Source organism: Neobacillus mesonae, assembly GCF_023715155.1.
GTDB lineage: Bacteria > Bacillota > Bacilli > Bacillales > Cytobacillaceae > Neobacillus > Neobacillus mesonae_A.
Genome location: NZ_JAMBNQ010000114.1, coordinates 1 through 444, shown reverse-complemented (window position 1 = coordinate 444; position 444 = coordinate 1). Strand labels below are relative to the sequence as shown.

The 444-nt window shown below is 63.7% G+C and carries 1 protein-coding gene; it reads left to right on the top strand.

All coding sequences use genetic code 11. The features are described 5' to 3' along the window. A partial coding sequence (locus M3183_RS26760) for an AMP-binding protein (RefSeq protein WP_251475081.1) occupies positions 1–444 on the top strand: 444 nt, incomplete at both ends.

Sequence of the window (444 nt, the reverse complement as noted above, 5' to 3'; positions counted from 1 at the left end):
ATGTTCTCCGGCGCGGCGCCGCTCGATGAGGAAGTCGCGCGCGCCGTCGAACGTCGCCTGAAAACATCGTTTGTGCAGGGTTACGGCATGACGGAGACCTCACCCGCGGTGTGCATTGGTGTCCACGGCGAGACTAACCCCGGCTCCATCGGCTTCCCGGTCCCCAACACCGAGTGCCGCGTCGTGGACATTGAAACACTCGAGGACCTGGAGCAAGGCGAGTCCGGCGAGCTGCTCGTGCGCGGACCGCAAGTCATGCAGGGCTACCTCAACAATGAGGAGGCCACCCGCGAAACATTGCTTGACGACGGCTGGCTCCGCACCGGCGACGTCGCTCGCGTTGCAGACAACGGCCACGTCTACATCGTCGACCGCGCCAAAGAAGTGATCAAGTACAAGGGCTACCAGGTCGCCCCCGCCGAGCTCGAAGCACTACTGCTCACC